Raw genomic sequence first — 14,207 nt, 5'->3', positions numbered from 1 at the left:
ATGTAATGCTGCGTGCGCTTGATATTCGCGACATCCTGATCATCGATCACCTTGAGCTGAACTTTCAGCCGGGTCTCAATGTGCTGACCGGCGAGACCGGCGCCGGGAAGTCGATTCTTCTGGATTCGCTTGGCTTCGTGCTGGGCTGGCGCGGGCGGGCCGAGCTTGTCCGCCAGGGGGCCAAACAGGGCGAGGTGGTGGCGGAGTTCGACCTTTCCGAAGGGCATCCGGCGCATCGCGTTCTGGAAGAGGCGGGCCTGCCCGCGGGCCGCGAGTTGATCCTGCGACGGGTCAATACCTCCGAGGGGCGCAAGACGGCCTGGGTCAATGACCGGCGCTGCTCGGGAGAGGTGCTGCGCGCCCTGTCCGAAACGCTGGTGGAACTGCACGGTCAGCATGATGATCGCGGGCTTCTGGACCCCAAGGGCCATCGAAGCCTTCTGGACGCCTTTGCCGGGGCTGAAAAGGCCCTGGCGGTCACCCGCAGCGCCTGGGTCGACATGGCCCGCGCGCGCAAAACGGTCGAGGCAACCCGTGCGGCGCTTGATGCGGTGAAAGCCGAAGAGGATTTCCTGCGCCACGCCGTTGCGGAACTCGACAAGCTGGCGCCGGAACCCGGTGAGGATGAGGCGCTGGATGCCCGTCGCCGCCAGATGCAGGGCGCCGAGCGGATCCGCGGCGACATCGCGCGCGCTCATGCGTTGCTGAGCGAAGGCGCCGATCCCGCCATGGGTGAGGCGCAGCGCTGGCTGGAAGGGGTCACAGGCGCCGAGGAAGCAGGCCTTGATGAACCGCTGGCAGCCCTCAGCCGCGCCATGATCGAACTGGCAGATGCCCAGGACGGGGTCGAGCGGGTTCTGGAAAGCCTCGACTTCAACCCGGCGGACCTTGAAGCCTGCGAAGAGCGGCTGTTTGCCATCCGTGCCATGGCCCGCAAGCATGACGTCTTGCCGGACGATTTGTCCATTCATGCAGATGCTTTGCGCGCAAAACTCGCGGCACTGGATGCCGGCGATCAAGATCTTGCCGATCAGGAGGCCGCCTTGCGCCAGGCGGAGGAATGCTATGCAAAAGCGGCCGAGGCGTTGAGCGACCTGCGCCGCAAGCAGGCCTCGGCCCTCGACAAAGCGGTGATGGCGGAGCTGGCGCCCCTCAAGATGGAGCGCGCGGTTTTTGAAACGCGGATTGCAAAAGGCCAGTCCGGCCCCGAGGGCTATGACGAAGTCGCCTTTACGGTGGCCACCAACCCCGGTGCCCCGGCGGGACCATTGAACAAGATCGCCTCGGGCGGCGAACTCAGCCGGTTTCTGCTGGCGCTTAAGGTCTGTCTGCGTGGGGATGAGCAGGACAAGACGCTGATCTTCGACGAGATTGATCGCGGGGTCGGAGGGGCCACAGCTGATGCCGTGGGGCGGCGACTGAAGTCTCTGGCCGAAGGCGGGCAGGTGCTCGTTGTCACCCATTCACCGCAGGTGGCCGCCCAGGGCGCGCATCACTGGCGGGTGCAAAAACAGGTTTCGAATGGCATGACACTGTCCGAGGTCGTGCCACTGAGTGCGGCTGAGCGGGTCGATGAAATCGCCCGAATGGTGTCTGGCGACACGATCACCCAGGAAGCGCGCGCGGCCGCCGGTGCCCTGCTGACCGGATAAGGTTGTTGTCGCCTGTGCGGCAAAGGGTTTGCAGTTTGGCAATCTGTTCTGCCTAAATGGGTTATGCAGTTTTTGTGAAGGCGCGGCATGGCGGAACACCCCAGAACCGGAATTAGGGCCCTATCCCTGCAGGGGGTGGCATGGCTGAGCGATATCTGGCGCATTCTCTTGCACCGCGGCCCGAGCCAGTTTCAGTTCTGGCTGATAGCCCTCCTGATCGGCGTCGCCGCAGGATTTGCAGCGCTGGCCTTTCGAAAAGGGATCACGGCCTTGCAGGCTTGGGTCTATGGGGCGGATGACATCAACTACCTGCACAGTTTTGCGGAAGGCCTGCCCTGGTATGTGCTGCTGATCATTCCAACGGTGGGCGGGCTGATCGTTGGATTGATCCTGCACTATTTCACGCCCGATGGGCGGGTGCGCTCGGTCGCGGATGTGATCGAGGGGGCCGCGATGCGCAATGGTCGCGTGGAAATCCGCGAGGGTCTTGGCTCTGCCCTGGCATCTTTTCTGACCCTGTCCACGGGGGGCTCATCGGGGCGCGAAGGCCCTGTTGTGCATTTGGCGGGGGTGATCTCAAGCTGGGTGAGTGACCGGATCAAGGCAGATGGCATCACCGGGCGTGATCTGTTGGGGTGCGCGGTTGCTGCGGCGGTTTCCGCCAGCTTCAATGCCCCCATCGCCGGGGCTTTGTTCGCGCTGGAGGTGGTCCTGCGTCACTTCGCGGTGCATGCCTTTGCGCCGATCGTGATCGCCTCGGTCGCCGGAACCGTGATCAACCGGCTCGAATACGGGGATGTGACCGAGTTTACGCTGAACACGCCGGGTGCGTTGCAGTTCTACGTGGAACTGCCGGCCTTCCTGATGCTCGGGCTGGTGTGCGGGCTGGTTGCCGTGATCCTGATGCGGTCGATCTTTTGGGCCGACAGCCTGGGAACCGAAGTGCAGAACGCCCTGTCGCTGCCACGCTGGCTGCGCCCGGCTGTCTCGGGCGCGCTGCTTGGGCTGATCGCGATCTGGTTTCCCCATATCATCGGTGTCGGCTATGAAACCACCGTCCTGGCCCTGACCGGTGGCCTGGTGCTCTCGCAGGCGATCCTTTTCAGTCTGGTCAAAGCCGCTGCGGTTGCCGTCACCATGGGAGGCCGCATGGGGGGAGGGGTGTTTTCCCCGTCCTTGATGATCGGCGCGATGACCGGGCTGGCCTTTGGGCTGATCGCGACGTCTGTCCTGCCTGATGTCTCTGGCACCCATACCTTGTACGCCTTTGCCGGCATGGGCGCTGTTGCGGCGGCGGTTCTTGGTGCGCCGATTTCGACCACGCTAATCGTGTTCGAACTGACGGGCGACTGGCAGATCGGCCTTGCGGTCATGGTGGCGGTCTCCCTTTCGACGGCGCTGGCCTCGCGGTTGGTGGATCGCTCTTTCTTCCTGACGCAACTTGAGCGGCGCAACATCCATTGCGCAGCCGGACCGCAGGCCTATCTGCTGGCCGTTCTCGGAGTCGGCAGCCTCATGCGTCCCATTGGGGACCCGCGCTGCCCCTCGGAAGAGGACTGCGCCAGCCTGATCGAACAGGGGCTGGTATTGCGTTCGGAGCAGACACTCGAGGCGGCGCTACCGGTGTTCGACCGGGCGGATGTGGCCTATCTCCCGGTTGTGGATAGCAAGTCCGACGGTCAAACCGTGACATCTGCCGGAACAGAAAACACGGGGTGTCTGCTTGGGGCGCTGTATCATGTCGATGCGCTGAAGGCCTACAACAGGGCGCTGGTTGCCACGGCCGCGGAAGAACACAGCTAGGCCGCGCCGTCCGTAAGACATGGCGGAACACTGGGTTCAGCTCTTGAAAACGCCTGTCAGGGTCTCACGGAGCCAACGCAGGCGCGCGCTGTCATCATAGCGCTGATGCCAGATCAAATCGAAACGGGCCGCCGGAATGCTGAGCGGTAACTGGCAATGCTCAAGATGGCGAAAGGCCGAATGTTCCAGCATCCTGGGCAGGGTTGCGATCATATCCGTTCCACGGATCACTTCGGCCAGAAGCCAGACATTTGGCACTTTGACAGCGACCGACCGGGAAAGGTTGAGATCGTCCAGAGTGGTTTGCACGATGCTCTTGGCGGAACTGCCGAAGTCAAGGATCGCATGACGCGCTGCGCTGTAGTCGTAAACATCCGTGATGGGCCCGCGTTGTGCGGGGTCATAGAAGACCCTGAATTCTTCGGTGAACAGATGTGTATGGCACAAGGTAACAGGGTAGTTGGCCGGCCGTGGTGTGATGACAAAATCCGCTTCTGCACGGCCAAGAACGGCTTCGGCATTCCCACGTGTGCCAAGTTCGCGGAAAATCATCTGTTTGGAGGGGATTTCCTTCCAGATTGTCTGGCATATCCGGTTTACATGCGGGACGAGCACGCCACCGTTGGTCGCGACCACAAAAGGATCCGGATCCGTGTGCGGCACGTAGTCCCCGGTATCCAGAAGCGCATCCATCTGCGCCAGAAGACGCCTGACCTTCGGCGCAAGACGTTCGGCACGCGCGCTTGGAACAATTCCGCGCCCCGAGGGAAGAAACAGCTTGTCACCAACAATGCTGCGCAGCTTTTCAAGGTTGTGGCTGACGGTCGATTGGCTGGTGTCCAATCGTTCAGCCGCCTTGCTGACCGACATTTCGTCGTAGACCGTGATGAAAACGCGCAACAAACGGCCACTTAATTGCGATGCATCTACGTCACGCATGTATAAATTATGTCTTTCGCTTGATTGGACCAAAGCTGTTGTGAACTATGGTTAACAGTAACGGGCGTTACTTGGGTGCGGAAGGGAAATTATGCGTACTTATGAATTCGACCCGCAAGAGGTCGAAACAAAAAACAAATTGAGCGAGCAGGACAAAGAACAGGCGGCCCTACAAGCCTTGGTCAACTACGCAATCGAATGCGCCAAAGAGGCTAACGTCTTTGGCTCCGGCGAAGCGTTGGAGCAGGCCAAGCGACACTTGACCCGCTGCGTTCTGCTGTAAGGCTGGTTTACGTCAGCTCTGTCTGTTTTTCCGGGCCGCGCTCGGAAAGACGAGCTTAATCTGTCATCTGCCCTGCCGATCTGCAGGAAGCAGTCAGGATTGCTTTTTCGTGGTGGCAGGGCCCGGAGGTCAGAGCTGCTCCACCTTCACGGTATCGCTGGAATGAAACGCCAGATACCCCTTGATTTCAGCAGCTGCCTCGTTCGGGTCTTCGTAGCTCCAGGCGGCGTCCTCGGTTACCGAGGACTTGTTCACGATTGAATAGTATGAGGCATCGCCCTTGTGCGGACAGTGGCTGGCCTTGCTGCTGGGATCGAGAAAGGCCATCGCCACATCTTCGCGCGGAAAGTAGATTACCGGGGCGTATCCGTCCTCGCTCAGCTCCAGTGCACGGCTTGTCTCGCCAAGAACGGCGCCGCCCGAGCGGACCACCCAGGTCCCTTCTGCTTTGCGAATTCGAATAGTGCTCATGTGTTCTTTCCCATCTCGTCAGTGTCCAATGTCGTCTTGCCCGCCCTTTGTAACATGGGGGTATCAGATCGCGGCCGTCGCGTCATCCAGCCAGGCCTGCGCGGCCGGGCTGACGTAAGGTCGGATTTTCTGGGCGACCTCGGCATGATAGGCGTTCAGCCAGTCGCGTTCCTCCCTTGATAGCAGATCTGCGTCAATCAGCCGCCGGTCGATCGGGGCGAAGGTCAGTGTCCGCCAGTTGAGCATCTCGCGCTCTTCATCGCCGCCGGGCAGGCCTGGGGCGGTTTGAGCAACGATCAGGTTTTCGATGCGGATGCCAAAGGCCCCTTCGCGGTAGTAGCCCGGCTCATTGGACAGGATCATGCCGGTCTGCAAGGGCACCGCAGAGGCCCGGCTGAGCCGCTGGGGCCCTTCATGAACGCTCAGATAGGCGCCAACACCGTGGCCGAGGCCGTGATTGAAGTCCTGCCCGGCAAGCCACAGCGGCATGCGGCCAATTGCTTCGATGTCGCGTCCCGAAAGCCCCTTGGGCCAGCGCAGGCGCGACATGGCGATCATGCACTGCAGCACGCGGGTGAAGGCGGCGCGCTCTTCATCTCCGGGTGTTCCGATTGCGATGGTGCGGGTGATGTCGGTGGTGCCGTCTAGATACTGCCCGCCGCTATCGAGAACCAGAAGATCGCCGTTACTGAGAACAGTGTCTGTTTCGGTTGTGACCCGGTAGTGGATCACCGCTCCATTCGCGCCGGTGCCCGCGATTGTATCGAAACTGATATCGCGCAGCCGTTCGTCCCTTCGGCGCAGCTCTTCCAGCTTTTTGACCACGTCGATTTCGGTGATCGTTCCCGGGGCCTGGGCATCCAGCCAGGCCAGAAGCTCGACCACGGCCGCCCCATCGCGCAGATGTGCGGCGGCGCTGCCCTCGATTTCGGCTGCGTTCTTGCAGGCCTTCGGCAGGGCGCAGGGATCCCCGGCGGGAACAAGGCGCTCGCCAAGGGTCTCGGCAACGATGTGTGGGATCGTATCGATGTCGACGGTTACGCTGCCGTTGAGCGATGCCACAGTGTCGAGAAAGGCTTCGGGGGAATGTGGCGTGACCGAAGCGCCAAGGTGGTCTGACAGCCCCTCCAGTTTCTCTTGCGTCATGAACAGATCCACGCGTGCATCGCAGTGCAGGATGGCAAAGCCATGGGCGACAGGATTGCGCGGGATGTCCGAGCCGCGAATATTGAGCAGCCACATGATGCTGTCGGGCAGGGTGATCAGGGCGGCAGTCTGTCCGGCGTTTTCCAGATCTTTGGCAAGCCGCGCGCATTTGTCAGCGGCGCTTTCTCCGGCGTAAGCGTCCGGGTGCGCGACCACGGGCTTCATGGGGGCAGGGGGCTGATCCTCCCAGATGCGGTCAACCAGGTTGTCGCAGGCCTCCAGGCGGATGCCAGCGCCCTCGAGTTTCTGGCGCAGGGCAGAGATCTGACCCGCTGCGTGCAGCCATGGATCAAACCCGATGCGCCCACCTTCTGGCAGTTGCTCTTTCAGCCAGTCGTGCAATTGTACCTCGGGCCAGGGCACGGGGGTATAGGCATGTGTGTCGACCTGCTGTTTGACCTGCGTGCGATAGCGCCCGTCGATGAAGACTCCGGCGCGCTCCCGCAAGACAGCGCAGAACCCTGCAGAGCCGGTAAACCCGGTCAGCCAGGAGAGGCGTTCATCCCGGGCAGCAACGTATTCACCCTGGTGCGCATCGGCGCGGGGGACCAGAAAACCATCCAGTCCTTTGTGTTTCATCTCCAGCCGGAGTGCGGCCAATCGCGGTGGTCCCTGGTCGGGGCGGGCCGTCACATCGAAAGACTGATACATGCTGAAAACTCCTTCTGTCGGCAGGCCCGGCTGTTGGCATGCAAAAGCCGTGACGCGGCAAATCGGCTGCGTTGATGTTGTTTCAAATCCGCCTGGCGCAGGCAAGCCCACTTCCATTGCAAGGCGGAGGGCGGGCCGGGCGCCGCGCCAACAGGCGCGGCCACGCCCAACGCTTTAGGCGGCTTCTGGGAGGCTGCCTGAAAGGGGGCGGGAGCCTTGCGCCGTTCGGCAAAAGCGGATCAGCTGGCCCGCTTGATGCCCATAACACGTGCCCGTGCGCGCGGATCACTGTCAAAGAGCGCTGCGAGCTGCTCGGTCATGGCCCCGGCCAACTGCTCGACATCCGTGATCGTGACCGCGCGGTCGTAGTAGCGGGTCACGTCATGGCCGATGCCGATTGCAAGAAGCTCCACCTGTTTGCGTCGTTCCACCATGGCGATCACATCGCGCAGGTGTTTTTCCAGGTAATTCGCAGGGTTCACCGACAGCGTCGAGTCATCCACCGGCGCGCCGTCCGAAATCACCATCAGAATCTTGCGCGCCTCGGGGCGGCCCACCATGCGGCGGTGCGCCCATTCCAGCGCCTCGCCGTCGATATTTTCTTTCAAAAGGCCCTCTTTCATCATCAGGCCGAGGTTGGGATGGGCTCGGCGCCAGGGCACATCGGCCCCTTTGTAGATGATGTGGCGCAGATCGTTCAGACGGCCGGGCTGCTGCGGGCGGCCCTCGTTCAGCCAGGCCTCGCGCGCGAGGCCCCCTTTCCAGGCACGGGTGGTGAAGCCGAGGATCTCGACCTTCACGTTGCAGCGCTCCAGGGTACGCGCCAGAACATCGGCGCAGATCGCCGCGATCGAGATCGGGCGGCCACGCATAGAACCGGAGTTGTCCAGAAGCAGCGTCACCACGGTGTCGCGGAACTCGGTGTCCTTCTCGCGCTTGAACGACAGAGGGGTGGTCGGGTTGGCGACAACCCGTGCCAGACGGCCTGCGTCCAGAATGCCTTCCTCAAGGTCGAATTCCCAGGACCGGTTCTGCTGCGCCTGCAGGCGGCGCTGCAACTTGTTTGCCAGACGCGATACCGCGCCTTTCAGCGGTTCCAGCTGCTGGTCCAGATAGGCGCGCAGGCGCTCCAACTCGGCGGGTTCGGCCAGGTCTTCGGCGGCGATTTCCTCGTCATGGGTGTCGAGGAAGACCCTGTAATCCGGGTCAGCCTCGGAAACCGGCGGCGGCGGGGGCGGATCCAGTGGCGCCTCGCCGTCGGGCATCTCGGTCTCTTCGGTCAGCTCGTCCTCGGCCATCTCGTCCATCGAGACCTGAGCCTGGCTTTCGTCCTGCTGCTGTTCCTGCGCCTGTTCAGCATCCGCATCGGCCTGCTCGTCGTCCGAGTCGTCCTCGCCGGTGCTGTCGGGGTCGGGCTGCTCTTCGGCGTCCTCTTCGGCCTGATCGTCCTGATCGTCATCCAGCTGATCGGGGTCGTCGCCCAGCTGATCGCCATAGCCAAGATCGGTGATGATCTGGCGCGCAAAGCGGGCGAATTCCGCCTGATCGGCGATCTTTTCGTCGAGGTTTTCCAGTGTCTCCCCAGCTTCAGCCTCGATGAAGCCGCGCCACAGCTCGGCCACATTGGCAGCGCCTTCGGGCAGGGGGCGACCGGTTGCCATCTGGCGCACCAGATATCCGGCGGCAGCAGCCAGCGGCGCCTCGGAAGAGGATTTCATCTGGTCATAGCCGCGCCGGATCGCCTCGTTGCGGATCTTGACGTCGATGTTCGACGCGGTGCCGGGCATGTGGCGCGCGCCCATTGCTTCGCAGCGAGCGGTTTCCATCGCCTCGTAGATGTCGCGGGCCATTTCACCCTGCGGCGCGTATTTTGCATGGACCCCGTCGTCGTGGAACTTGTGCCGCAGCGCCAGCGCGTCCGCCGTGCCGCGCGCCAGCAAGACCTCTTCCCGCGTCATCCGGCGGGAGACCTGCGGCAGACGCATGGAGTCGCCCGACAGCCCGGCGGGATCGACCGAATAGCTGACCGACAGTTCCGCATCGTCAGCCATCACCTTGGTCGCTTCGGCCAGGGCTTTCTTGAACGGATCGGCTGGGTTGTCGTTCTGTTTTTTCATGGCGCAAGCGGTCCTTGGTCCGATCATTTCGCCAGGCGCCGTCTATGTCCAGTCTTCTGGTCTGGTGCAAAGGGCGGTGCCTGACCGCGGGCGGGAAACGACGTGCCCGCCCATAGGGGTGGCCGGGCGTCTCTTTTTGCAGTTAGCCGAGGCTCACGTTGGCCGCGCTTTCGGGCAGTTCCTCGTCAAAGCAGCGCTGGTAGAACTCGGCCACGGTCTGGCGTTCCAGCTCGTCGCATTTGTTCAGGAAGGACAGGCGGAAGGCATAGCCCACATCGCGGAAGATCTCGGCGTTTTGCGCCCAGTTGATCACGGTCCGGGGCGACATGACGGTGGACAGATCCCCGTTCATGAAGGCGGTCCGGGTCAGGTCCGCGACGGTGACCATCTGGCTGACGATCTTGCGGCCCTTCTCGGTATTATAGTGCGGCGCCTTCGACAGAACGATGGCGGTTTCCGCATCGTGGCTGAGGTAGTTCAGCGTGGCGACGAGCGACCAGCGGTCCATCTGGGCCTGGTTGATCTGCTGGGTGCCGTGATAGAGGCCAGTGGTGTCGCCCAGACCAACGGTGTTCGCAGTGGCGAACAGACGGAAGAAGGGGTTCGGGGTGATGATCTCGTTCTGGTCCAGAAGCGTCAGCTTGCCGTCATGCTCCAGCACCCGCTGGATCACGAACATCACGTCGGCGCGGCCTGCGTCGTATTCGTCGAATACGATCGCAACCGGGTTGCGCAGCGCCCAGGGCAGGATGCCTTCGTGGAACTCGGTCACCTGCTTGCCGTCGCGCAGCTTGATCGCGTCCTTGCCGATCAGGTCGATCCGCGAAATGTGGCTGTCGAGGTTGACGCGCACGGAGGGCCAGTTCAGGCGGGCTGCGACCTGCTCGATGTGAGTGGATTTACCGGTGCCGTGGTAGCCCTGGATCATCACGCGGCGATTGTGGCTGAAGCCTGCCAGGATGGCCAGTGTCGTATCGGGGTCGAACTTGTAGGTGGGGTCGAGCGCAGGCACGCGGTCAGAGCCTTCGGCAAAGCCCTTTACGGTCATGTCGGTGTCAATTCCGAACACATCGCGGACCGAAACGGCCTCTGTCGGTTTCGCATTCATATCCAGCATGCCGTCGCTCATCGCAGTCCATCCTTGTCTCTGTGCCCCAATCGTAGAGCTCATGACCCACTCGGCCAGAGGGGGGGCGTAATTCGGGGGATTGGTGCCCGATCTGGCAGGCAAGGGCAAGCGAAAGGTGGATGTGAAACCTTATGACGCGGTGTTTGGCCTGCAAGTGAGCCGAAACTGGCCTGATCGACAGGGTGCTGAGGGTGTCTGAGACGGGATAGGCCAACAAAAAAGGCGCCCCACCATCGGGAGCGCCCGGTTCAACTGTTGCGACACGCACCTATGCGGGTCACTTGAAGCTGCGACTGTCCTTGATCTGATCCCAGGCCCAGACCACCTCTTGCAGCTGTTCCTCCTGGCTGCGGTCGCCGCCGTTCATGTCGGGGTGCAGTACCTTGATCAACTTCTTGTAGGCCTTGCGGATCTCGGCCTTGGACCAATCGTCCTTGGCCTCAAGGATTTCGATCGCGCGCCGCTCGGTGGCAGGCAGGCGGCGACCGGCCTTGGCGCTTTTGCCGGGGTTGCGGGTCGCATTGGCGCCCAGAACCTGGTGCGGATCTTCGATGCCAAGCCGCGCCCAGGCGCGCGCCTCGGGATCGCCCAGGGGCCGGGTCTGACGTTCCCAGACCTTGTCCTTCGAGGCCTGCGCGTTCAGCTCGGCCTCCGTGGTGCCCTGGAAGAAGTTCCACTTCTGATTATATTCGCGCACGTGTTCCTGACAGAACCAGATGTAATCATCCAGAACGTCCGGTGCTTTGGGAGCGCGGAACTTGCCAGGCTCCTCACAGCCTTCCTTGGCGCAGGTGCGCACCGATGTTTCCTGGGCTCCGGATACGGCCCTACGTCCGCGCGGGTTCTTCTTTTTCGCGGAGCGGACGGACATATCGAAACCAAAGGGATCTGATTTGCTCATGGGCGCACCTTCTAATTCGGTTCTGCTCGACTCGGAGCAAGCAGTTTAGTCTAAGGGGCGGGAGATAGAAGGGGGGAGGGGAAATTTTTATGAGAGTGAGCGGAAAATGAGCATCAAAGAAGAAATGGAAACCCGCCTGCAAGAGGCGTTCAATCCCACCCGCCTGGAGGTGGTTGACGACAGCGATAGCCACATCGGTCACGCGGGCCATGACGGGCGCGGCGAGAGTCACTTTAACGTGATGATCCGGGCTGAGGCCTTTGCGGGGATGAACCGAGTGGCCCAGCACCGCGCGGTGCACAAGGCGCTTGGGGATATCGTGCCGCGTATCCATGCGCTGGCGCTGGATATCGGCAGTTAAAGGCGGGCAGTCGCGCACCGCATGGGGGTGTGCGCGGCGTATCTGTCTACTGGTCGTCGCGTGGGTCAGAAACGCGAATGTATCCACGCCGATTGCGGGCGTCGGCTGCATTCGGGTCTTCAGCGCCGGAGGCTGTGTCCGGCGCCTTCTCGCTCAGAGTTTTTTCGGCGCGGACGGGCTCCGAGGAGCTTGGTGTCTCCGCATGGTCTGCAGCCGGAGCGGTCAGCGGCGGGTCAGCTGGCCCGGGGGTATGGACCTGTGGTGTTTGCTCTGCCGATGCAGTGGATCCTGCTGCATCGGCAACGGAGCGTCGAAAGATCAGCACGTTGCGCCAGTTGGTGGTCGAGCCGGTCAGCCCTGAACGTTCCTCGGATGGGAGCAGTTCGGCGCGCTGATATTCCCAACCCTCGGCGGCCATCTGGTTCAGCACGGTTTCGATCGAGTAGGCAAAGCGGTCCTCCGGCGTCTTGACGCCCTTGGCTTTGGTGCCCTTGTGGGGGGCGGGGACAACCTTGTACTCGTACTCTTGCATCGTGATCTCCTGAGCGATCGCCGGACTGGCCCCCGAGGTTTAGCGGAAGCAGGTTCCGGGTCAAGGTGTGCCGACGGACCGGATGCGGCCCGTGGCATTCTCTCTACAGAGTGGGCCTATTTCCTGGCCGCCGCCAGCTGCGCCAGCGTCAGGCAGACATTGGTGGCCGCCGCCATGTCCTGCACCGAGACCCACTCAAGCGGTCCATGCACGCATTGCATGCCACAAAAGATGTTGGGCGTCGGCACGCCCAGTTCGGTCAGGCGCGAGCCATCGGTGCCGCCGCGGATGGGAACCGAGATAGGCTCGATCCCGTTGGCGCGGCAGGCCTCCAGCGCCAGATCCACCGGGGTCATGTCCTCTTCCAGCCAATAGCGCATGTTGCGATACTGCGGGGTGATCTCGCAAGTAATCTCTGCGCGCGGCTCGCTCGCCTGCACCGCCTCGCAGACCTTGCGCAAAAGGTCGCCCTTGGCCGCCAGCCCGTCGCGCTCAAAATCGCGCAGGATCAGCTTGATCTCCATCTCGGATGAGCCACCGTTCATATCGGTGACATGCAGGAAGCCGTCTCGCTCGTCCGTGGTTTCCGGCGTCATCGTGGCCTGGGGCAGGGTCTGCACGATCTTCGCGGCCAGATGCGCCGCATTGACCATCTTCTCCTTGGCCCAGCCCGGATGGATCGACACGCCCTTGATCGTCACCACCGCGCGGTCGGCAGAGAAGCTTTCATAGATGATTTCGCCGACATCGCTGCCATCCAGCGTATAGGCAAAATCGACGCCAAGATCCTTTGGCAGCTGCGGATCGACACCACGGCCGATTTCCTCGTCCGGGGTAAAGGCGATGCGGATCGGGCCATGGGGGATGTCGGGGTTTTCGATCAGATGCTGCGCCAGGGTCATCACGACGGCGATACCGGCCTTGTCATCGGCGCCAAGCAGCGTGGTGCCCGAGGCGGTGATCAGGTCGTGGCCTTCCTTGGTCGCGAGGTACGGGTGATCCTTGGGCGAGAGCACCAGGTCGGGATTGTCCGGGAAGGTGATGTCGCCGCCATTGTAGCCCGTGATCAGGCGCGGCTTCACGCCCGCTGCATTGAACTGCGGCGCGGTGTCCACATGGGCGAGGAAGCCCACCGTCGGCCCCTCAATCGTGCCCGGAACGGTGGCCAGCACGGTGCCATAATCTGTCAGCTCCACATCCCTTGCGCCGATCTCCTTCAGCTCTTCCATCAGCAGGTTCAGCATATCAAACTGGATTGCGGTACTGGGGGAGGAGGGCGAATTCTCATCGCTTTGACTGTCGATGGCGGCATAGCGGATGAGCCGGTCCTGAAGGGCCTGATCGAATTGGGTTTTCATGGCGTGCTCCGTAGAGGGTATTCGTTCGCCGCCACGCTGGGCCAGAGCGCGAGGGGCGTCAAGGGCAGGCTTGCAACCTTAGGGGGCTACGGGCAGGGTGGAGGCATTGCAGGGTGAGCATTGGCAAGGGACCGCGCATTTGGACGTCAGCGAGATTGTAGATCGGGGGAGTTTTGAGGCCTGGACTAGGGGGGGAGAGACAATGTCGTCGCCCGGCGGTGGCTTTGGTAACGAGAGCGGCTCTCAGAAGGCTTCCAAAATGGGTCGGAACTACGCGCTATGACTAACTTGATAAAACAGACTGTAATTCTCTTGAGTTTGATAGCGTCTGGAGCATCGGCTCAAACAAATCCACCTCGAAATATCTTCTTTGGCTTTGACTTCCTCTTGCAGCCGATCGCGATCAAGTGGGCCTGCGGAGGGCAGCCAGATCACGACCTGGCTGCTATCGAAGCGCTCATTGCGGCCTTTCCCAAGGACGCGGAGCTTGCTGGTTTGCAGGCTCACCTCGATGCAATGACTGAGGTGTCAGAGGGGAAGGCGGGCTTGTCTGTAATTCTAGGAGGCGAACTCGCCAGTGATCAAGCTGAACGGCTGTGTGGCGCGGCGAAAACCCTCAGCATCGCCTGGGCAACTCCAGAGCAAATTGCCAATGACGACAATGAAGGCATTCCTCCTGAACAGCGAGCCGCATGGGAAGAATTTTGGAGAGTCGTTGAAGGTCTTCAATGATCAAAGGGTGTGGCGGAGTTCGACCGGGGCAGGTGCAGGGCGCCCGTTCGCTGAGAAACGGTCGCATATGAT

The 14,207-nt window shown here is 62.0% G+C and carries 13 protein-coding genes; 5 read left to right on the top strand and 8 right to left on the bottom strand.

The window, feature by feature from the left end; all coding sequences use genetic code 11:
* The first annotated feature begins 5 nt into the window (after positions 1-5).
* Both recN and AADA15_RS09920 read left to right on the top strand, forming a co-directional pair.
* Positions 6-1,652: a DNA repair protein RecN gene (gene recN / locus AADA15_RS09925; RefSeq protein ID WP_341641409.1), complete on the top strand. Its 1,647-nt coding sequence runs from the start codon at positions 6-8 to the stop codon at positions 1,650-1,652.
* Between the two features lie 87 nt (positions 1,653-1,739).
* A complete protein-coding gene (locus AADA15_RS09920) occupies positions 1,740-3,455 on the top strand; it encodes a chloride channel protein (RefSeq protein ID WP_341641408.1) in 1,716 nt (571 codons plus the stop codon).
* A gap of 36 nt (positions 3,456-3,491) precedes the next feature.
* Here AADA15_RS09920 and AADA15_RS09915 read toward each other — a convergent pair whose 3' ends face one another.
* Positions 3,492-4,394 (bottom strand): LysR family transcriptional regulator, encoded by a 903-nt coding sequence (locus AADA15_RS09915; protein ID WP_341641407.1) that lies wholly within the window; start codon positions 4,392-4,394, stop codon positions 3,492-3,494.
* Positions 4,395-4,485: 91 nt separating this feature from the next.
* On the opposite strand from AADA15_RS09915, the gene AADA15_RS09910 reads away from it, so the two are divergent.
* On the top strand, positions 4,486-4,677 hold the full coding sequence (locus AADA15_RS09910; RefSeq protein WP_341641406.1) for a hypothetical protein: 192 nt from the start codon (positions 4,486-4,488) through the stop codon (positions 4,675-4,677).
* A 129-nt stretch (positions 4,678-4,806) separates the two neighbouring features.
* On the opposite strand, the gene AADA15_RS09905 is transcribed toward AADA15_RS09910, so the two are convergent.
* The 5 genes from AADA15_RS09905 to AADA15_RS09885 form a co-directional block, all read right to left on the bottom strand.
* Positions 4,807-5,148 carry a DUF427 domain-containing protein gene (locus tag AADA15_RS09905; RefSeq protein WP_341641405.1) on the bottom strand — a complete coding sequence of 114 codons (342 nt, stop codon included), beginning with the start codon at positions 5,146-5,148 and terminating at the stop codon, positions 4,807-4,809.
* Positions 5,149-5,211: 63 nt separating this feature from the next.
* Positions 5,212-7,005, bottom strand: coding sequence for an aminopeptidase P family protein (locus AADA15_RS09900; RefSeq protein ID WP_341641404.1), 1,794 nt, complete (start codon positions 7,003-7,005; stop codon positions 5,212-5,214).
* A gap of 239 nt (positions 7,006-7,244) precedes the next feature.
* Positions 7,245-9,122 carry a cobaltochelatase subunit CobT gene (cobT, locus tag AADA15_RS09895; RefSeq protein WP_341641403.1) on the bottom strand — a complete coding sequence of 626 codons (1,878 nt, stop codon included), beginning with the start codon at positions 9,120-9,122 and terminating at the stop codon, positions 7,245-7,247.
* A 142-nt stretch (positions 9,123-9,264) separates the two neighbouring features.
* Positions 9,265-10,251, bottom strand: a complete 987-nt coding sequence (cobS, locus tag AADA15_RS09890; protein ID WP_341641402.1) for a cobaltochelatase subunit CobS — start codon at positions 10,249-10,251, stop codon at positions 9,265-9,267.
* A gap of 277 nt (positions 10,252-10,528) precedes the next feature.
* On the bottom strand, positions 10,529-11,152 hold the full coding sequence (locus AADA15_RS09885; protein ID WP_341641401.1) for a DnaJ domain-containing protein: 624 nt from the start codon (positions 11,150-11,152) through the stop codon (positions 10,529-10,531).
* 106 nt (positions 11,153-11,258) lie between these two features.
* Here AADA15_RS09885 and AADA15_RS09880 point away from each other — a divergent pair, with 106 nt between their 5' ends.
* The gene (locus AADA15_RS09880) at positions 11,259-11,513 is read left to right on the top strand and encodes a BolA family protein (RefSeq protein ID WP_341641400.1); all 255 of its coding nucleotides are present in this window, start codon (positions 11,259-11,261) and stop codon (positions 11,511-11,513) included.
* 46 nt (positions 11,514-11,559) lie between these two features.
* On the opposite strand, the gene AADA15_RS09875 is transcribed toward AADA15_RS09880, so the two are convergent.
* Both AADA15_RS09875 and pepT read right to left on the bottom strand, forming a co-directional pair.
* Complete coding sequence (locus tag AADA15_RS09875) at positions 11,560-12,045, bottom strand: DUF4177 domain-containing protein (RefSeq protein ID WP_341641399.1); 486 nt, start codon at positions 12,043-12,045, stop codon at positions 11,560-11,562.
* Positions 12,046-12,161: 116 nt separating this feature from the next.
* Positions 12,162-13,403, bottom strand: coding sequence for a peptidase T (pepT, locus tag AADA15_RS09870; RefSeq protein ID WP_341641398.1), 1,242 nt, complete (start codon positions 13,401-13,403; stop codon positions 12,162-12,164).
* A 279-nt stretch (positions 13,404-13,682) separates the two neighbouring features.
* Between pepT and AADA15_RS09865 the strand changes: the two genes are divergently transcribed.
* Entirely contained in the window at positions 13,683-14,135 is a 453-nt protein-coding gene (locus tag AADA15_RS09865) for a hypothetical protein (protein ID WP_341641397.1), read from the top strand.
* The last annotated feature ends 72 nt before the right edge of the window (positions 14,136-14,207 follow it).

It is taken from the genome of Phycobacter sedimenti (genome assembly GCF_038148855.1).
Taxonomy (GTDB): Bacteria; Pseudomonadota; Alphaproteobacteria; order Rhodobacterales; family Rhodobacteraceae; genus Phycobacter; species Phycobacter sedimenti.
The sequence above is the reverse complement of the archived record's forward strand: the minus strand, read 5'-3'. Positions and strand labels throughout refer to the sequence as shown.

Excerpts from the sequence above, each read along its gene's own strand:
- recN (WP_341641409.1), top strand. The coding sequence starts at position 6 with ATGCTGCGTGCGCTTGATATTCGCGACATCCTGATCATCGATCACCTT.
- cobT (WP_341641403.1), bottom strand. The coding sequence starts at position 9,122 with ATGAAAAAACAGAACGACAACCCAGCCGATCCGTTCAAGAAAGCCCTG.
- AADA15_RS09905 (WP_341641405.1), bottom strand. The coding sequence starts at position 5,148 with ATGAGCACTATTCGAATTCGCAAAGCAGAAGGGACCTGGGTGGTCCGC.
- AADA15_RS09910 (WP_341641406.1), top strand. The coding sequence starts at position 4,486 with ATGCGTACTTATGAATTCGACCCGCAAGAGGTCGAAACAAAAAACAAA.
- cobS (WP_341641402.1), bottom strand. The coding sequence starts at position 10,251 with ATGAGCGACGGCATGCTGGATATGAATGCGAAACCGACAGAGGCCGTT.
- AADA15_RS09920 (WP_341641408.1), top strand. The coding sequence starts at position 1,740 with ATGGCGGAACACCCCAGAACCGGAATTAGGGCCCTATCCCTGCAGGGG.
- AADA15_RS09865 (WP_341641397.1), top strand. The coding sequence starts at position 13,683 with ATGACTAACTTGATAAAACAGACTGTAATTCTCTTGAGTTTGATAGCG.
- pepT (WP_341641398.1), bottom strand. The coding sequence starts at position 13,403 with ATGAAAACCCAATTCGATCAGGCCCTTCAGGACCGGCTCATCCGCTAT.
- AADA15_RS09885 (WP_341641401.1), bottom strand. The coding sequence starts at position 11,152 with ATGAGCAAATCAGATCCCTTTGGTTTCGATATGTCCGTCCGCTCCGCG.
- AADA15_RS09880 (WP_341641400.1), top strand. The coding sequence starts at position 11,259 with ATGAGCATCAAAGAAGAAATGGAAACCCGCCTGCAAGAGGCGTTCAAT.
- AADA15_RS09915 (WP_341641407.1), bottom strand. The coding sequence starts at position 4,394 with ATGCGTGACGTAGATGCATCGCAATTAAGTGGCCGTTTGTTGCGCGTT.
- AADA15_RS09900 (WP_341641404.1), bottom strand. The coding sequence starts at position 7,005 with ATGTATCAGTCTTTCGATGTGACGGCCCGCCCCGACCAGGGACCACCG.
- AADA15_RS09875 (WP_341641399.1), bottom strand. The coding sequence starts at position 12,045 with ATGCAAGAGTACGAGTACAAGGTTGTCCCCGCCCCCCACAAGGGCACC.